This window comes from Aestuariivirga litoralis (genome assembly GCF_015714715.1).
GTDB lineage: Bacteria > Pseudomonadota > Alphaproteobacteria > Rhizobiales > Aestuariivirgaceae > Aestuariivirga > Aestuariivirga litoralis_A.
This window is the reverse complement of the sequence record NZ_WAHS01000001.1, coordinates 1,151,943-1,167,462: the sequence shown is the minus strand read 5'-3', so window position 1 is coordinate 1,167,462 and position 15,520 is coordinate 1,151,943. Positions and strand designations below refer to the sequence as shown.

Annotated in this window: 16 protein-coding genes; 12 read left to right on the top strand and 4 right to left on the bottom strand. The window is 58.2% G+C overall.

What is annotated here, in order from left to right; genetic code table 11:
* Positions 1–7: 7 nt before the first annotated feature.
* From F8B91_RS06130 to F8B91_RS06090, 9 genes are read left to right on the top strand one after another with little or no spacing between them, the layout of a single operon-like run.
* Entirely contained in the window at positions 8–1,090 is a 1,083-nt protein-coding gene (locus F8B91_RS06130) for a cysteine desulfurase family protein (protein WP_196502799.1), read from the top strand.
* Complete coding sequence (gene sufB, locus F8B91_RS06125) at positions 1,087–2,604, top strand: Fe-S cluster assembly protein SufB (RefSeq protein WP_196503906.1); 1,518 nt, start codon at positions 1,087–1,089, stop codon at positions 2,602–2,604. Before F8B91_RS06130 ends, sufB begins: the two co-directional genes overlap by 4 nt.
* Complete coding sequence (locus tag F8B91_RS06120) at positions 2,601–2,924, top strand: hypothetical protein (protein WP_196502798.1); 324 nt, start codon at positions 2,601–2,603, stop codon at positions 2,922–2,924. The genes sufB and F8B91_RS06120 overlap by 4 nt, the downstream gene beginning before the upstream one ends.
* Positions 2,924–3,679, top strand: a complete 756-nt coding sequence (sufC, locus tag F8B91_RS06115) for a Fe-S cluster assembly ATPase SufC (protein WP_196502797.1) — start codon at positions 2,924–2,926, stop codon at positions 3,677–3,679. The genes F8B91_RS06120 and sufC overlap by 1 nt, the downstream gene beginning before the upstream one ends.
* A complete protein-coding gene (gene sufD / locus F8B91_RS06110) occupies positions 3,676–4,842 on the top strand; it encodes a Fe-S cluster assembly protein SufD (RefSeq protein ID WP_196502796.1) in 1,167 nt (388 codons plus the stop codon). The genes sufC and sufD overlap by 4 nt, the downstream gene beginning before the upstream one ends.
* Positions 4,824–6,059 (top strand): cysteine desulfurase, encoded by a 1,236-nt coding sequence (locus F8B91_RS06105; protein WP_196502795.1) that lies wholly within the window; start codon positions 4,824–4,826, stop codon positions 6,057–6,059. Before sufD ends, F8B91_RS06105 begins: the two co-directional genes overlap by 19 nt.
* Before the next feature lie 15 nt (positions 6,060–6,074).
* Positions 6,075–6,470 carry an SUF system Fe-S cluster assembly protein gene (locus F8B91_RS06100; protein WP_196502794.1) on the top strand — a complete coding sequence of 132 codons (396 nt, stop codon included), beginning with the start codon at positions 6,075–6,077 and terminating at the stop codon, positions 6,468–6,470.
* A 9-nt stretch (positions 6,471–6,479) separates the two neighbouring features.
* The gene (locus F8B91_RS06095; RefSeq protein ID WP_196502793.1) at positions 6,480–6,845 is read left to right on the top strand and encodes a HesB/IscA family protein; all 366 of its coding nucleotides are present in this window, start codon (positions 6,480–6,482) and stop codon (positions 6,843–6,845) included.
* A 38-nt stretch (positions 6,846–6,883) separates the two neighbouring features.
* Positions 6,884–7,210: a TfoX/Sxy family protein gene (locus F8B91_RS06090; protein WP_196502792.1), complete on the top strand. Its 327-nt coding sequence runs from the start codon at positions 6,884–6,886 to the stop codon at positions 7,208–7,210.
* Position 7,211: 1 nt separating this feature from the next.
* Here F8B91_RS06090 and F8B91_RS06085 read toward each other — a convergent pair whose 3' ends face one another.
* From F8B91_RS06085 to katG, 3 genes are all read right to left on the bottom strand, one after another.
* Positions 7,212–7,505, bottom strand: coding sequence for a PilZ domain-containing protein (locus tag F8B91_RS06085; RefSeq protein WP_196502791.1), 294 nt, complete (start codon positions 7,503–7,505; stop codon positions 7,212–7,214).
* Positions 7,506–7,630: 125 nt separating this feature from the next.
* On the bottom strand, positions 7,631–9,109 hold the full coding sequence (locus tag F8B91_RS06080; protein ID WP_196502790.1) for a DEAD/DEAH box helicase: 1,479 nt from the start codon (positions 9,107–9,109) through the stop codon (positions 7,631–7,633).
* A gap of 224 nt (positions 9,110–9,333) precedes the next feature.
* Positions 9,334–11,523: a catalase/peroxidase HPI gene (gene katG / locus F8B91_RS06075; protein ID WP_196502789.1), complete on the bottom strand. Its 2,190-nt coding sequence runs from the start codon at positions 11,521–11,523 to the stop codon at positions 9,334–9,336.
* Between the two features lie 156 nt (positions 11,524–11,679).
* Here katG and F8B91_RS06070 point away from each other — a divergent pair, with 156 nt between their 5' ends.
* From F8B91_RS06070 to F8B91_RS06060, 3 genes are read left to right on the top strand one after another with little or no spacing between them, the layout of a single operon-like run.
* Positions 11,680–12,240 carry a GNAT family N-acetyltransferase gene (locus tag F8B91_RS06070; protein WP_196502788.1) on the top strand — a complete coding sequence of 187 codons (561 nt, stop codon included), beginning with the start codon at positions 11,680–11,682 and terminating at the stop codon, positions 12,238–12,240.
* A gap of 6 nt (positions 12,241–12,246) precedes the next feature.
* A complete protein-coding gene (locus F8B91_RS06065; protein WP_196502787.1) occupies positions 12,247–13,380 on the top strand; it encodes an NAD(P)/FAD-dependent oxidoreductase in 1,134 nt (377 codons plus the stop codon).
* A gap of 21 nt (positions 13,381–13,401) precedes the next feature.
* Positions 13,402–13,872 (top strand): BA14K family protein, encoded by a 471-nt coding sequence (locus F8B91_RS06060; RefSeq protein ID WP_196502786.1) that lies wholly within the window; start codon positions 13,402–13,404, stop codon positions 13,870–13,872.
* On the opposite strand, the gene F8B91_RS06055 is transcribed toward F8B91_RS06060, so the two are convergent.
* The gene (locus F8B91_RS06055) at positions 13,869–15,497 is read right to left on the bottom strand and encodes a GMC family oxidoreductase (protein ID WP_432432024.1); all 1,629 of its coding nucleotides are present in this window, start codon (positions 15,495–15,497) and stop codon (positions 13,869–13,871) included. The genes F8B91_RS06060 and F8B91_RS06055 overlap by 4 nt on opposite strands.
* Positions 15,498–15,520 lie beyond the last annotated feature (23 nt).

Sequence of the window (15,520 nt, the reverse complement as noted above, 5' to 3'; positions counted from 1 at the left end):
TGAAGCCATGCGTACCTATCTCGACCATAATGCCACCAGCCCGCTTCGCCCATCGGTGAAGGCGGCAATGCTGACGGCCATGGACAAGGGCGGCAATGCGTCGTCGGTCCATGCCGAGGGCAGGGCGGCGCGCAAGCTGATCGATGATGCACGCCAGACTTTGGGTTTTGCCTTGGGTTGCCTGCCGGAGATGATCATCTTCACCAGCGGGGGCACCGAGGCCAACAACATGGCATTGCGCGGCGTTGATGTGGAACGCATCCTCGTCCCGGCAACTGAGCATCCGAGCGTGCTGGAAGCCGCCAAGGCCAGCGGCACGAAAGTCGAGATCATCCCCGTTGATGGCCACGGCATTGTCGATCTCAAAGCACTTGAGAAAATGATCATCGGCCAGAAGGTGCTTGTGTCTGTCATGGCCGTGAACAACGAAACCGGCGTGATCCAGCCATTGCATGAGATCGCGGCCATCACCAGCAAGGCTGGCGCCTTGTTCCATGTTGATGCGGTGCAAGCCTTCAAAAAGACGCTCACGAATTTCGGCCTCATCGGTTGTGATCTGATGACGGTGTGCGCCCACAAAGCGGGTGGCCCCACCGGCATCGGCGCGTTGATTGTGCGCGATGGCTTGCCGATTGAGCCCTTGCTGCTAGGCGGCGGCCAGGAATTGCGCCGCCGTGCCGGCACCGAAAACATCGCCGCGATTGCTGGCTTCGCGGCTTTGGCGCGCGAACCGCAGCTTGATCTCTCACCCCTGCAACGCAAGCTGGAAGCAGCACTGCCGGGCGCCATCATTTTCGGGCAGGGCGCACCGCGCGTGTCCAACACCACCTGCTTCGCCATTCCCAGCCTTTCTGCAGAAAGCCTGCTGATGAATTATGATCTGGACGGTATCGCCGTCTCATCGGGTTCGGCCTGTTCCTCAGGCAAGGTGCAGCAGAGCCACGTGCTGAAAGCCATGGGTGTCGCCCCCGATTTGGCCAAGGGTGCCATTCGCGTTTCGCTGGGCTGGAATACAACAGAACAAGATATTGAGCACTTCGTCGCCGTGACCCACAAGCTGGTCGCACGCGCGAAGGCAAAGGCAGCATAATGGCAGACCAGGAAACCATCGATCTCGTCAAGACGATCGAAGTCGATAAATACAAATACGGCTTCGAAACCGATATCGAGAGCGAATACGCGCCGAAGGGCCTGAACGAAGACATCGTTCGTTTCATCTCGGCCAAAAAGGGCGAGCCGCAATGGATGCTGGATTGGCGCCTTGAGGCCTACCGCGTCTGGCAGACGATGGACGAGCCCAACTGGGCCCGCGTGAATTATCCGAAGATCAATTATCAGGATCTCTACTACTACGCCGCACCCAAATCTTCCGCTGCGCCCAAGTCGCTAGACGAGATCGATCCAAAGCTGCTTGAGACCTACGCCAAGCTCGGCATTCCGCTCAAGGAGCAGGAAATCCTGGCGGGCGTGCGAAAGCAGGGCGAGAAAAGCCAGCTCGACGAAGACGGCAATGAGATCCGTGAATCACGCGTGGCCGTGGATGCTGTATTTGACTCGGTCTCGGTGGTCACCACCTTCAAGGATGAACTGGCCAAAGCCGGCGTGATCTTCTGCTCTATCTCGGAAGCGTTGCGTGAGCATCCCGATCTGGTGAAGCAATATCTCGGCTCCGTGGTGCCGCAGGCCGATAATTATTTCGCGGCACTCAACAGCGGCGTCTTCTCCGATGGCTCGTTCGTTTACGTGCCGCCCGGCGTGCGCTGCCCGATGGAGCTTTCCACCTATTTCCGCATGAATGCGAGGAACACCGGCCAGTTTGAGCGCACGCTCATCATTGCCGACAAGGGCTCCTATGTCAGCTATCTCGAAGGCTGCACCGCACCCACCCGCGAGGAAAGTCAGCTCCACGCCGCCGTGGTCGAGCTGATCGCGCTGGAAGGTGCCGAGATCAAATATTCCACCGTGCAGAACTGGTATCCTGGCGATGCTGAAGGCAAGGGTGGCGTCTATAATTTCGTGACCAAGCGCGGCGATTGCCGTGGCGCCCATTCCAAGATTTCATGGACACAGGTTGAAACCGGTTCGGCCATCACCTGGAAATATCCGAGCTGCATTCTGCGCGGCGATCATTCGCGCGGCGAGTTCTATTCAATTGCCATTTCCAATGGCCGCCAGCAGGTCGATAGCGGCACCAAGATGATCCATTTGGGTAAGAACACATCAAGCCGCATCATCTCCAAGGGCATCGCCGCCGGCCGCAGCGACAACACCTATCGCGGCCTCGTCTCAGCCCACCGCAAGGCGCTCAATGCCCGCAACTTCACCCAGTGTGACTCATTGCTGATCGGCGACAAATGCGGCGCACACACTGTGCCCTATATCGAAGCCAAAACCTCGACCGCCCAGTTCGAGCATGAGGCAACGACTTCGAAGATCAGCGATGATCAGATGTTCTACTGCATGTCGCGCGGCCTCTCGCAGGAGGAAGCCGTGGCCCTTATCGTCAATGGCTTCGTGCGCGATGTGCTGCAGCAATTGCCAATGGAATTCATGGCCGAAACGCAAAAATTGATCGGCATCAGTTTGGAAGGAAGTGTTGGATGATTACGGAATTGACCACTTATTGGACCGCGCAGACTCAAGGCCTGGCGCAGTTTTTTGAAAAGAGCGCGCGCGTCTTCGGCAGCGGCAATACGTCTTATGGATTTTACCTCGGCACGCTGGAAGTGTTCACCGCCACGACGCGCGGCGGCTACACGGCCATTTCTTATTCTGATTGGGGCACCGACGGTTTCAAAGTGAAGCGTCAGGACGACCGCACTTCGAAAAGCCTGCTTGAAGCCGTGACGAAGTTTGCGCCTTCGGCGGTGGAAATCATTGAACTCAACAAGCAGTCGATCAAGACTGGCAAGGCAATCCGATAATGTTGAAGATCGAAAACCTCCACGTCAAACTGGCGGACGAGGGGCGCGAAATTCTGAAAGGTCTCACGCTCACCGTAAAACCAGGTGAGGTGCATGCCATCATGGGTCCCAACGGCTCCGGCAAGTCCACTCTGTCTTACGTGCTCTCGGGCCGTGAAGGCTATGAAGTGACGCAAGGCAGCGTGACTTACAATGGCGAAGACATGCTTGCACTCGACCCCAATGAGCGCGCCGCCAAGGGACTCTTTTTAGCGTTCCAGTATCCGATTGAAATCCCCGGCGTGCAGACCATGCAGTTCCTGAAGGTCGCACTCAACGCCCAGCGCAAAGCGCGCGGCGAAAAGGAATTGTCGATTCCGGACTTCATGCGCTTTGTGAAAGAGCGCGCGGCCAAGCTGAACATCAGCCAGGACATGCTGAAGCGCCCCGTCAATGTGGGCTTCTCCGGCGGCGAAAAGAAGCGCGCCGAAATCCTGCAGATGGCGGTTCTGGAACCCACGCTCTGCGTGCTTGATGAAACCGATTCCGGCCTTGATATCGATGCGCTCAAAGTGGTGGCCGAAGGCGTGAACGCTCTGCGCTCACCGGAACGTTCGATGATCGTCATCACCCATTATCAGCGTCTGCTCGATCACATCGTGCCGGATGTTGTGCATGTTCTGTCGGATGGCAAGATCGTGAAAACCGGCGGCAAGGAATTGGCGCTGGAACTCGAAAAGAACGGCTATGCCGACTTTGCGGAGAAGGCGGCGTGAGCACAGCCTTGGAATTGACCTCGGCCGAACAGGCCCTGGGCGTATCTTTGCCGCACCGGCGCATGGAGGAATGGCGCTGGACCGATGTGCGCGCGCGTCTCACCAAGCCCTATCCGCCGGCCAAAGTAGAGGCGGCGGCCAAGGATGTTGAGCGCCTGCTGGCCACTTCACCCTTCACCAAAGCCGCCAAGGCGCGCGTGGTGTTTGTGAATGGCGTGTTCGATGAGAAGCACTCCCGTCTCGCAGGATTGAAAATCAGCGACAACACCGAAGAATCCCACGCCAAAGGCGAACTGATCGAAATCAACCGTGCTTTGAAGGCCAGTGGCAAGGTGCTCGACTTCCAGGGTCAGACCGAACACTTGACCGAGATCATCCACATCGCCACCAACGCGGCTCCGCGCGCCATGGGGTTGCACAACCGCATCACGGTTGCTGAAGGCGCATCCGCCTCGATCATCGAGACCTTTGTGGGTGAGGGCGATTACGTCATCAACAGCGTCACCGAAATTGATCTCGGCAAATCCGCCAAGCTGGACCGGCTGAAGCTGCAGAATGATGCTTCCGCTGCAACGCATCTCTCGCATGTGAACGTGAACCTGCATCAGGATTCGCATCTGAATGACGTGACGGTGCATCTCGGCGCTTTGCTCACCCGCCAGAATGGCAAATGCAACTTTCATGGCCAGAACGGCGACGCAAAAATCAGCGGCGCTTACTTGCTGCGCGACAAGCAGCATGTGGATACGGCGCTGGTGATCAATCACGCCCAGCCGCATTGCACCAGCCGTGAATTATTTAAGTGTGTGATGGACGACAACGCCCGCGGCATTTTCCAGGGCAAGGTTGTCGTAGCACGCGATGCGCAGAAGACCGATGGCAAGCAATCCAGCCACGCGCTGTTGTTGTCAGAGACTGCTGAATTCGACGCCAAGCCGGAGCTTGAGATTTTCGCCGACGACGTGGTCTGCGGCCACGGCGCCACTGCGGGTGATCTCAATCACGATCATCTGTTCTATCTGAAATCGCGCGGCATACCGGAATCGGAAGCCAAGTCGCTGCTCATCGCCGCCTTCGTCGGAGAAGCCTTCGACATGGTGGCGCAGGATGATCTGCGTGAAGCTTTGGCAGCCTTGGCTGAAAAATGGGTGATCCACGGATGACGTTTGACGTCACCAAAATCCGTGCCGATTTCCCCATCCTCGCCCGCGAGGTTTATGGCAAACCGCTGGTCTATCTCGATAACGCCGCCTCGGCGCAAAAGCCCACGGCCGTCATCGATGCGATGACCAAGGCGATGATCGAGACCTATGCCAATGTGCATCGCGGCCTGCATTTCCTTTCCAACGCCTCCACTGACGCGTTCGAAGCCGCGCGCGAAAGCGTGCGCCGGTTCATCAATGCGCCGTCCAAAGACCAGATCATCTTCACCCGCAACGCCACCGAGGCGATCAACCTGGTCGCTCAAAGCTACGGCAACAGCGTGATCGGGGAGGGCGATGAAATCATCATCTCCATCTTGGAACATCATTCCAATATTGTGCCCTGGCATTTCCACCGCGAGCGTCGCGGTGCTGTGATCAAATGGGCGCCGATTGATGATGAAGGCAATTTCCTGATCGAGGAATTCGCCAAGCTCATCACCAAGCGGACCAAAATGGTGGCCATCACCATGATGTCGAACGCGCTGGGCAGCGAAGTGCCTGCGGCTGAGGTGATCAAGATCGCCCATGCCCATGGCGTGCCGGTTCTGCTCGATGCCAGTCAGGCCGCCGTCCATGGCAAGATCGATGTGCAGGCGCTCGGTGCAGATTTCCTCGTCTTCACTGGCCACAAGACCTATGGCCCCAGCGGCATCGGCGTGCTTTACGGCAAGGCTGAGTTGCTGGAGAAAATGCCGCCTTATCAAGGCGGTGGCGAGATGATCTCGGAAGTTACTTTAGACAGTATCACCTACAACCACCCGCCGCACCGTTTTGAAGCCGGCACGCCGGCCATCGTGGAGGCCATCGGCCTCGGCGCAGCGCTCGATTACATGCAGTCCGTCGGCCTTGATGCCATGCAAGCCCATGAAAAGGCGCTGCATGATTACGCCATGGAGCGCCTGAGCAAGATCAATTCGATCAAAATCTTCGGCCGCGCCAAGCACAAAGGCCCCATCATTTCCTTCGCCATGCAGGGTGCTCATCCTCATGACATATCGACCATTATCGACCACCAAGGCATTGCTGTGCGCGCCGGCACCCATTGCACCCAGCCGCTGCTGCAGCGCCTCGGTGTCACCGCTACCGCCCGCGCCAGCTTCGCCATGTACAATACGATGGAAGAGGTTGATAAACTGGCGGTAGCGCTTATCTCTGCACAAAGAGTATTCAGTTAAATTGTGGATCTTTAATTGAGCGAAGCATCGACCATAGCGGCCCCCGAAGTGGCGAATGCCACCGGCGAGAACGCCCCGAACCCGTCGGCCATCCCGGCGGATGAACTGGCGCGGCTGACCGATGACATCGTTTCGGCCTTGAAGACGGTTTACGATCCGGAAATCCCCGTCGATATATATGAGCTGGGCCTGGTCTATAAGGTGGATATCGATGATGACCGCAACGTCGCCATCGAAATGACGCTGACTGCTCCGGGCTGCCCCGTGGCCGGCGATATGCCGATGTGGGTAGAAAATGCCGTATCGACAGTGCCGGGCGTGGCATCCGCCAAAGCCCGCATAACTTTTGACCCGCCCTGGGATCATTCGCGCATGAGCGAAGAAGCCCGCATGGCGATGAATATGTGGTAGGATGAAGTCATGGCTACAGCTATTGCACGCCCCCGTCCGTCAATCTTGAAAATCACCCCCGCGGCGATTTCGCGCCTGCTTGAGCTGATGGCCAAACAAGAAGGCGTGGGCCTGCGCGTCGGTGTCAAGAATGGCGGCTGCGCCGGCATGGAATACACCATGGAATGGGCAGTCGAGCAGGGTAAGTTCGACGAAGTGGTGGAGCAGGATGGCGCGCGCGTGCTGATCGAAAGCAAGGCCGTGATGTTCCTGCTGGGCACCGAAATGGATTTCCAGAGTGGCACTTTGAAGTCCGGTTTTGTGTTCAACAACCCGAACCAGATTTCGGCCTGTGGCTGCGGCGAAAGCGTGCAGCTGGTTGCCGCCGCGCAATGAGCGTAACACCCGGCGTCGCCGATCAGGTTCTGGACCTGATGGCGGGCCTGGGCAAAGTCACTACCAAAAGAATGTTCGGCGAAATGGGGCTTTATCTGGGGCCGCAGATTTTTGCGTTGATCATTGATGACGAATTCTATCTCAAGGCCACAGGCAGCCTCGCTGATGAATTGAATGCGCTGGGCGGCAAGCAGTTTACCCCGGGAAATCCCGACGGCAGGCATATAGCCATGCCTTATTGGACGGCACCTATTTCTTGCCTCGATGATCCCGCAGAGATGGAAACTTGGTGCCGTAAGGCATTGATTGCGCTTGCCGCAACACCTGTCAAAAAGAAACCGGCTCGGACTCAGAGAACGAAATAGTTTACGCCATGCTCAACTTGTCGCCGTCCAGCATCTTCATGCGCGGCGTTTCCGTCTTTTCCGAAGTGAACGCGATGCCCATCTGGTTGCCCTTGCGCCATACGACGCGGGCGCTGCGGATTGAATGGTCCCATGGCGTGTAGAGGCGAAATTCATTGGGAATGTAGGATTGCTCGCCACAGATGAGCTTGGCGCCGCCGGCCGAAATATCACGGATTGTGCAATCGTAGAATCGCCAATCGTTCAGCATCACGATCTTGGCCGTCTTTAACACCCGTTGGCGGGGCGCACGCAATTTCTGAGTTTTGCTCTCGGACGACATGCCAAGAGACTAGCGTCCATTGGTGAACGAAAAGCAAAACTCGTCCGTTCACGGATAATGATCCGTTACGAAGTTGCGAAGTGATTGAAATAACTGATTTAGCGCTTTGTCAGAAAGGCCGGCATATTGCCTTCGTGGAACCCCGAAGAATCCTGCACCGCATCATCGCGGCCCTGCTCATTGCGAGGCGGGCGGCGAGAATTGCGTTCACGGCGCTCAGCAGCTTCAGAACGTCCCTTGCGCTCAGGGCGTGGTGCTGCCGAGGTTTGCTCATCCTGTTGCACGGTTTCAGCAAGCGCAGCCTGTTCAACCGGCTCGGCACGAGAGGGCCTCGGCGCACGATCGGCACGCGGCTCACGCTCGCGGCGCTGTTCACCACCACCGCGGGACCGGCCATGGCCACCACGCTCGCGGCGCGGCGCATCGCCGTCAGCGGAGGAAACTTCAGGAGCACCTTCCAGCGTGAAATAGGGGATGTCTTTCTTGATCAGCGAGGTAATGGCGTTGAGCTGTTTGCTCTCCTCGCGCGTCACCAGCATGAAGGCATGGCCCTCGCGCCCGGCGCGGCCCGTACGGCCTATGCGGTGCACATAATCTTCCGAATGAATAGGCACATCGAAATTGAACACATGGCTCACATCAGGAATATCAAGCCCGCGCGCAGCAACATCCGATGCGATCAACAGTGTCACTTCATTGGCGCGGAAAGCGGCCAGCATTTTGGTGCGGGCCGATTGGTCCATGTCGCCGTGCAAGGCACCGGCATTGAAGCCATGCTTCTGCAGCGACTTTTCAAGCAGCGCCACTGTGGTCTTGCGGTTGGCAAACACAATGCCGTTCTTGATGTTGGTTTGTGTCTGCAGCAGGCGGCGCAGCGTATCGCGCTTGGCCTTGGGGTCATGCGGGGTTTGTACCAATTGCTGCGTGATGGTTTCCACCGTGGAAGAGCGCGCGGCGGTTTCGATCTTGACTGGATTATGCAGGAACTGCGCGGTGAGGCGCTGGATTTCCGGCGGCATGGTGGCCGAGAAGAACAGCGTCTGGCGCGTGAAGGGCAGCAGCTTGCAGATGCGCTCAATGTCAGGAATGAAGCCCATGTCGAGCATGCGGTCAGCCTCGTCGATCACCAGCATTTCAATACCGGTCATCAGCAGGCGGCCGCGTTCAAAATGGTCGAGCAGGCGGCCCGGTGTGGCGATCACCACGTCAGCGCCACGGTCAATTTTGGCGGCCTGCGGATCAAAGGCCACGCCGCCAATAAGCAGTGCAACCGTCAGCTTGTGATTCTTGCCCAGCGTGGCGAATGATTCTTCGACCTGTGCCGCAAGTTCGCGGGTGGGTTCCAGAATGAGTGTGCGTGGCATGCGGGCACGGGCGCGGCCCTTTTCCAGCATGGAGAGCATTGGGAGCACGAAAGCTGCGGTCTTGCCGGAGCCCGTTTGGGCCAGGCCCAGCACATCCTTGTGCAGCAAGGCATGGGGAATGGCTTCGGCCTGAATGGCGGTCGGAGTGGTATAACCAGCCGACGTAACGGCCTCAAGCACTTTGGGGCTCAGCCCCAGTTCGGCAAAACTCATCGAATGAAAAAACCGTTCTGGCGAATGCGAGTGATCCAATGCTCCGGAAAAATCTCGCCAAGCCCGGAAAGCATGGCCCCGCAATTACGTTTTTGCGCTGCAAAAGTCAATTCCTGCCTCGGTGCGGAAACCGGCATCTATACTCAAGGTTGCGAGGACGTAAATGGTTCGCCAGCACCTCGGTTTGAAGATAAAAAGGGCGGGAAAAATCCCGCCCTTAACGCTTACTTGGCGAGATCGAACCGATCCGCATTCATCACCTTGTTCCACGCGGCCACAAAGTCTTTCAGGAACTTTGGCAACGAGTCGCTCTGGCCATAAACTTCCGCCAACGCACGCAGTTGCGAGTTTGAACCGAACACCAGGTCCACACGCGTCGCAGTCCAGGTCGGCTTGCCCGTGCTGCGGTCTGTGCCCTGATAGACTTCGCCCTTGTCGTCTGTGGGCTTCCACACATTGCCCATGCCCAGCAGGTTGATGAAGAAGTCATTGCTGAGCTGGCCCACATTGTGCGTGAACACACCATGCTTGGTGCCGCCCGCATTGATGCCGAGCACGCGAAGTCCACCGATCAGTACCGTGAGTTCAGGCGCAGTGAGTGTGAGCAATTGCGCCCGGTCAATCAGCAGCTTTTCAGCCGGAATGGCCGAAGTGCTCTTCTGATAATTGCGGAAGCCGTCTGCCGTGGGTTCCAACACGGCGAATGACGCCACGTCAGTATGCTCCTGCGAGGCATCAGCGCGGCCCGGCGTGAAGGGAACCTCCACCGCATGACCGGCTGCCTTGGCCGCTTGTTCCACACCCACAGCACCGCCCAGCACGATCAGATCAGCCAGCGACACCTTGATGCCAGCGGTGCCAGCGTCTTTCTGCACGCCTTCCAGCGACTTCAGAACCTTCGCCAGCTTGGCCGGCTCATTCACCGCCCAATCCTTCTGCGGGGCCAAGCGGATGCGTGCGCCATTGGCCCCGCCGCGTTTGTCAGACCCACGGAAGGTCGAGGCTGAAGCCCAGGCGGTCGAAACGAGTTCCGAGACCGAAAGCCCGGTCGCTGCGATCTTGTCCTTCAGCGCGGCAATATCAGACGGCGCAAGGGTAGGGCCGGTGGCAGCCGGGATCGGGTCCTGCCAGATCAGGTCTTCCTTCGGCACTTCAGCCCCCAGGTAACGCACCTTCGGGCCCATGTCGCGGTGCGTGAGTTTGAACCACGCGCGCGCAAAGGCATCGGCAAACTGATCCGGATTCTCAAAGAACCGGCGCGAGATTTTCTCGTAAGCCGGATCCATGCGAAGCGCCAGGTCAGTCGTCAGCATCGACGGCGCAATCTTCTTTGATGGATCATGCGCCGAGGGAACCGTGCCCGCGCCGCCGCCATTCTTGGGCGTCCACTGGTTGGCGCCTGCCGGACTCTTGGTCAGTTCCCATTCGAAGTTGAACAGATTGGAAAAGAAGCCCTGGCTCCATTGCGTAGGCTTGGCCGTCCAGGTCACTTCAAGGCCGGAGGTGATAGCATCGCCGGCGATACCCGAGCCATGGCTGCTCATCCAGCCGAGGCCCTGATTTTCCAGGTTCGCACCTTCCGGCTCAACGCCCACCAGCTTGGCATCGCCCGCACCATGGGTCTTGCCGAAGGTGTGGCCGCCAGCAATCAGCGCCACCGTTTCTTCGTCATTCATCGCCATGCGTGCGAAGGTCTCGCGGATGTCGCGCGCCGCAGCCACCGGGTCTGGCTTGCCATTCGGGCCTTCCGGATTGACATAGATCAGGCCCATCTGCACCGCACCCAGATGGCCTTCGAGCTGGCGGTCGCCGGAATAGCGCTTGTCCTCAAGCCACTTGTCCTCAGCGCCCCAATAAACGCTTTCCTCAGGCTCCCAGGTATCAGCCCGCCCACCCGCGAAACCAAACGTCTTGAAGCCCATCGATTCCAAAGCAACATTGCCGGTGAGGATCATCAGATCCGCCCAGGACAGCGCGTTGCCGTACTTTTCCTTGATCGGCCAAAGCAGCCTGCGCGCCTTGTCGAGATTGCCATTGTCCGGCCAGCTGTTCAGCGGTGCGAAACGCTGCTGGCCACCGCCTGCACCCCCGCGGCCATCGCCCACGCGGTAAGTGCCGGCTGAATGCCAGGCCATGCGGATGAAGAGTGGGCCGTAGTGTCCGAAATCCGCCGGCCACCAATCCTGTGAATCCGTCATCAAAGCGGTGAGGTCTTTCTTCACCGCGGCCAGATCAAGCTTCTTGAATTCTTCAGCATAATTGAAGCTGGGGCCCATCGGATTGGAGAGGGCGGAATTCTGATGCAGGATTTTCAGGTTCAGCTGGTTCGGCCACCAATGATGGTTGGCCTGAGCGCCTGCTGATGTGTGAACAACCGGGCATTTTCCGGCTTTTGAATCTGCTGCGTCTGACATCTTTTCTCTCCGCCTTTAAAGTCTTTAGAAACGTTCTAAGTGGTGAACGGCCTATCGCAAGAATGCCGATAATTGTCCACAGTCAGTTGAGCCCACATTGAGGCTCAAGAAAACTGGGTATTTATCACCGCCCGCTTTTAGGTCTAAGCTTCATCTATGCTGTCGCTCGCCACCTTGAAAGACCTCGAAACACAAAATCTCATCCTGCGCGAAATGCGCGTGGGTGATGGCAAGGATTTGGCCTGTTACATGACGCAGCCGCGTTACCAGCGCTTCATCGCCCAGCGCCTGTCCGATGAAGCCGAGGTGAAGGCCTTCGTCACGCGCCAGGTTTCTGTCCAGGGCGAGAGCGGCCGCAAGATGTTTCATCTGGTGGCCGAAGAACGGTATTCCGCAGAAGTTGTGGGCGATGCATTCCTGATCGCCAGGATGGATAGATCGGTTGAGATTGGCTGGGGTTTGCACCCCGCACTCTGGCGCGTAGGATTTGGCACTGAAATTGGCCGTGCCCTTCTGGCCTTGGGTTTTGAACGCCTGCGCGCCGACAAACTGTGGTGCAAAGTCATGCGCCCGAATGTGGCCTCGGCCTCCCTGGCCAAACGCATCGGCATGGAACAGGCCGATCAGCGCGAGCATTTTGCCGTGGCGCCTGGCCGTTCCGAAGCCGTTGATTTCTATCAGATGGATGCTGAAACCTATTTCAATCTTCCCTATTAGGGGTTGATGAAGAAAACGGTGACAGTGGTAGGGGCAGGCCCTGCCGGCTTGATGGCGGCTGAGGTTCTGGCAAAAGCCGGGCTGAGCGTAACCGTGCTCGATCACAAATCATCGCCCGCCCGCAAATTCCTTTTGGCCGGGCGCGGTGGCCTGAACCTCACCCATTCCGAACCGCTCGATAAATTCCTCGCCCGTTATGGCGAGGCACGCAATTACCTCGAACCGATGATCCGCGCCTTTCCTCCGGATGCGCTCGTGGCCTGGGCGAATGAACTTGGTCAAGAAACATTCACTGGTTCATCAGGACGCATCTTTCCGAAATCAATGAAGACCTCGCCGCTGTTGCGCGCCTGGCTGCAGCGGCTCGCAGGGCAGGGCGTTACATTCCAGTTCAATGCGCAATGGCAGGGTTTTGATGGCACACCGAAAGTGCTGGCACTGGGTGGAGCAAGCTGGCCGCATCTGGGCTCGGATGGTGGCTGGGTGCCTCTGTTCCGCCAGGCTGGCATTACGGTCGATGACTTGCAGCCCGCCAACTGCCGGGTGATTGTTCCGTGGACGGCGCATTTTACCGAACGTTTCGCCGGTCAACCGCTCAAGAATCTCGAACTGCGCTATGGTGCGGCCGAGGCCAAGGGCGAGGTCATCATCTCGAAACAAGGCCTCGAAGGTGGCGCCATCTATGCCTTGTCACGCTACATCCGCGATGAGCCGGGCAAGCCGCTGATATTCGATTTGAAGCCTACGCTGTCGGGTGATGCGATTGCCCAGCGCTTGTCCAAGCCGCGCGGTGCCATGAGCCAGGCCAACTTCCTGCGCAAGGCCGTGGGCCTTACCCCGGCAGCGATTGCCCTCCTGCATGAAACCAAAACGCCACTCACCGCCGAAGGTATCAAGGCGGTGAAACTAATGCCGCAAGGCCTCGCCGGCATCGCACGCGCCATTTCAACTGCCGGAGGCGTGGCGCGCGAAGAGCTTGATGCAAACGGCCAACTCAAAAAGCAACCACTCTGTTACTGCGTCGGCGAAATGGTATCGTGGGAAGCGCCCACCGGCGGCTATTTGCTGCAAGCCTGCTTCTCGTCAGCAGTTGCCGCCGCGTGTGATCTGGCCGTCAGGCTTGCCCCATCCACGCCATAATTGCGCTCTTGATTGCACTACATGAAAAGATTTTTGGTTGTGTGTGTGAGTTTGGCTGCCCTGGCGGCCCCGGCCTATGCCGACAGGCAAGCGTATTGCCAAGCCTATGCAAGAGATTTTGCCGATCAGGCCGCGACTGATCAAGCCACTTGGGATCACAAGTTCCAGATTTCGTTGGCTTCGTGCCTTCAGCCGAAAGCCGTAAAGGCCGAAGCACCGCCACCCGTTCCCAAGCCTAAGGCGGTCGAGGCCAAGGCCGTGCCGGTGAAAGCACCCGCACCTCCCGCGCAAGAAACCGCGGCGCCGCAGGATAACGCGACAGCCGAACCTGCTGCGCCCAAGTCTGCCAGCGAAAAACCGCTTCCCGGCACAGAGGCCTTCAACGATTATTGCGCGAAAAAATACACATCCTTTGATCCAAAGACGGGCAAGTATCTTTCACACAATGGCGTGAAGCGCCCCTGTCTGGTGACCAAGGATTTCAAAGGTTAATTCGCGGAATCTTGTAGGATCATCTCCGCGCCGCGCCAGCCGATCATCATCGAGGGGCCATTGATATTGCCGGAGACGATTCCGGGCATCGCCGAGGCATCGATAACCCGCAAACCGTCAACCCCATGCACGCGCAGTCGCGGATCAACCACGCCATCTTTCGCGGTCGGCGCCATGCGGTTGGTACAGCACGGATGGAAGGTGGTGCCACTGCGCTGGCGGAAATCAGCGATGACGTCCTTGTCGCTTTGCACGGCAGGACCGGGGCGCAGCTCTTCGACGATCAGATTCTTCAGAGGCTCCTGCGCTGCGATCTTGCGCAGGAATTTCACCGCTTCCAGCATCTCCTGCACGTCGTGATCGGTCGAGAAAATATTGGCGGTGATTTTAGGCTTGTCCAAGGGATCAGCTGATTTGATCATGATCTCGCCGGTTGACGTAGGCCTACAGTTCGACAAGCCCAACGACATGCCGGAGAACGGATCGGGCGAGAGGATAGGCCGTTCGTTGTTCTTCGGGATCAACGTCGAGAACGCCTGGTAGTAAAGTTGCATATTGGGGCGTGTACGCTTTTCGTTGGTGCGGAAGAAACCACCGCCCTGGTTGATGCTGAGCGATAGCGGGCCGCCGCGCGTGGCAAGATATTGCAGGCCAAACCACAGCTTGCCGTACCAGGGGCGCAAGCTGTCATTCAGCGTCGGCACTTTCAGCCGGTAGGTATAGTTGATGCCTTGATGGTCTTTCAGGTTGCGGCCCACATTGTTGTTGGCCACCAGCACATCAATGCCGAGACCCTGGAGATGCTTGGCATCGCCGATGCCGGCAAGCTGCAGGAGTTGGGGCGAGTTCACCGTGCCGCCGGAGATGATCACTTCACGGCCCGCCTTGGCGGTGAGCAGCGAAGCCCCTCGCTTGTATTCCACGCCAACGGCGCGCTTGCCTTCAAACAGAATGCGGGTGACTTGCGCATTCGAAACCACGGCGAGATTGGAACGCTTGCGGGCCGGCTTCAGGAAAGCGCGTGCGGCCGAATTGCGCATGCCGCCTTGCGTGGTCAGCTGGAAGGACGTCGCCACACCTTCCTGTGCCGCACCATTGTAGTCTGCATTCAACTTCATGCCTGCCGCCATGGCGGCCTCGCGGAACGGCTTGTTGGTCCAGTGCAGGTAATTTTTGTTGGCAGAAATATACAGCGGCCCACCGCTCCCGCGCCATTGATCGCCGCCGCCCTCATAGTCTTCCATCGCTTTGTAGGCGGGCAACACATCATCCCAGCCCCAGCCCGTGTTACCGGCGGCCTTCCAGTCTTCGTAGTCAGACGCATCGCCGCGCACATAAACCATGGCGTTGATCGCGCTGGAGCCACCAATCACCTTGCCGCGCGGCCAGTAGTCCACCTGGCCATTGAGGCCGGGATCAGCCTCAGCCGAATACATCCAGTTCAGCTTGGGATCATAGAACGTCTTGCCATAGCCCATCGGCATAGTGATGTAGAACCGCCGGTCACTGCCGCCCGCTTCCAGCAGAAGCACCTTGTAACGCCCGTTCTCGGTCAATTTGTAGGCCAGTGCGCAACCTGCGGCACCAGCGCCCACAACGATAAAATCAAAATCACCTTGCATCATGTTGCTGTGGCGGAATTCCACCT

Bases quoted from the DNA above. Each gene is read 5' to 3' on its own strand.
- F8B91_RS06070 (WP_196502788.1), top strand. From the start codon at position 11,680: ATGCTGTCGCTCGCCACCTTGAAAGACCTCGAAACACAAAATCTCATC.
- F8B91_RS06055 (WP_432432024.1), bottom strand. From the start codon at position 15,497: ATGATGCAAGGTGATTTTGATTTTATCGTTGTGGGCGCTGGTGCCGCA.
- F8B91_RS06090 (WP_196502792.1), top strand. From the start codon at position 6,884: ATGGCGGGCCTGGGCAAAGTCACTACCAAAAGAATGTTCGGCGAAATG.
- F8B91_RS06130 (WP_196502799.1), top strand. From the start codon at position 8: ATGCGTACCTATCTCGACCATAATGCCACCAGCCCGCTTCGCCCATCG.
- F8B91_RS06080 (WP_196502790.1), bottom strand. From the start codon at position 9,109: ATGAGTTTTGCCGAACTGGGGCTGAGCCCCAAAGTGCTTGAGGCCGTT.
- F8B91_RS06105 (WP_196502795.1), top strand. From the start codon at position 4,824: ATGGGTGATCCACGGATGACGTTTGACGTCACCAAAATCCGTGCCGAT.
- F8B91_RS06120 (WP_196502798.1), top strand. From the start codon at position 2,601: ATGATTACGGAATTGACCACTTATTGGACCGCGCAGACTCAAGGCCTG.
- sufC (WP_196502797.1), top strand. From the start codon at position 2,924: ATGTTGAAGATCGAAAACCTCCACGTCAAACTGGCGGACGAGGGGCGC.
- katG (WP_196502789.1), bottom strand. From the start codon at position 11,523: ATGTCAGACGCAGCAGATTCAAAAGCCGGAAAATGCCCGGTTGTTCAC.
- F8B91_RS06065 (WP_196502787.1), top strand. From the start codon at position 12,247: ATGAAGAAAACGGTGACAGTGGTAGGGGCAGGCCCTGCCGGCTTGATG.
- F8B91_RS06060 (WP_196502786.1), top strand. From the start codon at position 13,402: ATGAAAAGATTTTTGGTTGTGTGTGTGAGTTTGGCTGCCCTGGCGGCC.
- F8B91_RS06095 (WP_196502793.1), top strand. From the start codon at position 6,480: ATGGCTACAGCTATTGCACGCCCCCGTCCGTCAATCTTGAAAATCACC.